Annotated in this window: 2 protein-coding genes; both read left to right on the top strand. The window is 28.5% G+C overall.

Annotation, left to right across the window (positions count from 1 at the left end; genetic code table 11):
- Positions 1-179 precede the first annotated feature (179 nt).
- Positions 180-1,415 (top strand): hypothetical protein, encoded by a 1,236-nt coding sequence (locus ACVFVN_RS14545; RefSeq protein ID WP_456235842.1) that lies wholly within the window; start codon positions 180-182, stop codon positions 1,413-1,415.
- 234 nt (positions 1,416-1,649) lie between these two features.
- Entirely contained in the window at positions 1,650-2,546 is an 897-nt protein-coding gene (locus tag ACVFVN_RS14550) for a hypothetical protein (RefSeq protein WP_456235843.1), read from the top strand.
- The last annotated feature ends 325 nt before the right edge of the window (positions 2,547-2,871 follow it).

Consider the following 2,871-nt stretch of genomic DNA (forward strand, 5'->3'; position numbering starts at 1 on the left):
CCGCAAATTGGCTTTTCATCTTGATTTTTTTATTAATTTAACAATCTGAAAAAGCCATTTGCTTCGTTTCTGAATTCTTGAACTTTTCGTTCTTCGAATTCCCGCACTTCGCAAAGCCTTTTTCGTTGTAGGAAATTCTATAAAAAACCACGATCATAAAATATTAAAACAAAAAATTAATGAAAAAAATAGTATATTTCTTTCCTCTACTTCTTATGACTAGTTGCGTTACAACTTCTATAAATAACTCTTCAAAAAAAATAATAAAAGATTATCAATCCGCAATAAATAAAAATGATTATAATTTAATAAAACCACATTTAGATAACTCTTTATTGGTTGACAAAATGGATTATAATTCAACATGGATAATGTTTTATTCTTATGTTAATTTTGGGCAAAATGAGAAAATTAGAAATATTGAAATCGACAAAATTGAACCAAAATCAGACAGTATTAAAATTTTGCATCTAAGTCAAATTTATAACAATGGACAGAAGCAAACTATGGAAATGAATTTATTAAAAAGGAATAATTTGTGGAAAATCGGTCGAGTAAGCAGTTTTCAACCAAATAATTTTACTTTAACAACTCGAGCTTCTTTTGTTAATGAGGACGTTTTTGGAAACGACAGAGTTAACAATATTGCCAATTTGAAAATATTTGACAAATCAAAAGCGGACTCTTTAGTTGACAATTATAGAGTTTATTATGACGCAAAGGATTTAATGCAAAACGCTGACTTCACTTTAAATAGATTAAAAGATTTTGATGATTTTTTATTAAACAGGTTTAAATTCAATACTATTCATCGCGAAGATATATTATTATCTAACATAAACTCGAGAAACACAATAACAATCGGAAAAGGTCTTGATATTCCTTGGGTTATTTCATTAACAAATAATGCATCCGAAAACAATAAAAAAATTAACAAATTAATCGCAAATACCTATTCACATGAAATTGTAGAAGGAACACTTCTAAATCAGTATAATCTAAAAGATATAAAATTCAGATGGTTTAGAGATGGACTTTCCGAATATATTGCTTATAAATATAGTTCAATCATTGATTTAGAAACTGCTGAAACATATTTTATTAAAAATAGGCAGTCAGATTATTTAAAAAATAAACAAAATGGTAATTTATTGGATTGGCGAGGACCAAGTGCAAATCCTTCTATAGACAAAGGAAAATTATATGGATCTAAGTATATTTATGAAAACGACAATGGACAATATGGAAGAGCCTTTATGTTTTTCAAAAACTCATTCGAAAACAAAGAAGAAATTCTGTCTAACATTTTATCGTCCATTTACAATAAGAGACAAAATATATCGGTTGAAGAATTATTAGAAATAATGGGTAAAGAAATGAATGAAGATGTAATAAAAAAAATATCAGAATATTAAAAGAACTTCCTACAACAGTGTATTGGCAAAATGCGGGGTTAAATCCTAAATTGAAATATTTGTAGCATTTATCCGCCGATTGCTTTTTCGTATTGATTTTTTTCTTAATTTAACAATCCGAAAAAAGCATCGGCTACGTTTCTGAATTCTTGAACTTTCAGTCCTTCGAATTCCCGCACTTCGCCAATACTTTTTCGTTAGCTGTAATAGCAGAACCAATCTCACGTAAAAAATATGAGTTACGATTTATACTTTTATAAAAAGAAATCAAGTAATCAATCTGAAAAAGATATTATTAATTATCTAAATAATTCTGAATATTTAACTGCCGAAGAAAATGAAACACAATGGAGTTATTTCAATGAAGAAACAGGTGTTTACTTTGGTATTGACTTGAACGAACCAAATACTGAAACCGAAGATCTTGAAATTTGGGATAATTTTAGTGAATATGAAAATTTAAACATAAATTTTACCATTAATTTCATTCGTCCTAATTTTTTTGGATATGAAAGTTTTCCGATTTTGGAAAAAATTATTGAAGATTTAGATATTTTTTTATTGAATCCACAAGACGAAATTGATCCAGACAATCCTCAAAAATTTGAAAAAGGATATCTAGAAAACCAATGGATTAGACATAATGAACAACTAATAATTCAGCATTTCTCAGAATTTCAAGTCGAATATTTTGATAAAGAAAAATCAGATTATATCTGGAATTATTCGTTGATAAGAAATGAATTACAAGAAAATCTCCAAGAAGATATTTTTGTTCCAGGTTACTTTCTTTTGAAAAGTAAAATAGACAATCAAATTTATAGAGTTTGCGTCTGGCCAAAACATATTCCGATAATACTTCCTCCAGTTGATTTTGTTATTGTACAAAAAGAATATTGGAAATTATTTAAAAAAGTTGAAGAAAGTGGTTTAGTATCGATTAAACAAATAAATGAAAAGTTTGGAAATTATTTCGAGAATTTCGAATACGAAAATCTAAAATTGCGTGTTATTAAACAGCAAAATGCAGATAAAATCGTAAAAGAATTCAACAAACTGATAATAGAATCACAAGTTAAAGATTTTGGCGAGTCCATTTCATTTGACAGCTTTGTAAATGTAAAACCTTAAAAATGCTACTACAGCTAACATCGGCTTGGCAAAATGCGGGGTTAAGTACAAAATTGAACTTCTCACCTTTTTAGCCGCCAAAAGCTGTTTGCTTTTGTTTTTTCATTAAATTTACCAAAAGGCTCACAGCTTTGGCTACGTCTCGGACTGAATTGAACTTTCGCTCAATTCAAGCCCGCACTTCGCCAAGCCGCGGCCCGTTAGCCGCAATTTTATGACAACCACTCTTATCGAACTAAATTTGACTCAAGAAAATATTAGAAATATTTTTGTCGACAGTTTTGGAAATTATGTTGCAATAACTTCACAAAATAATATTATTGGA

This window comes from Soonwooa purpurea, from assembly GCF_053891095.1.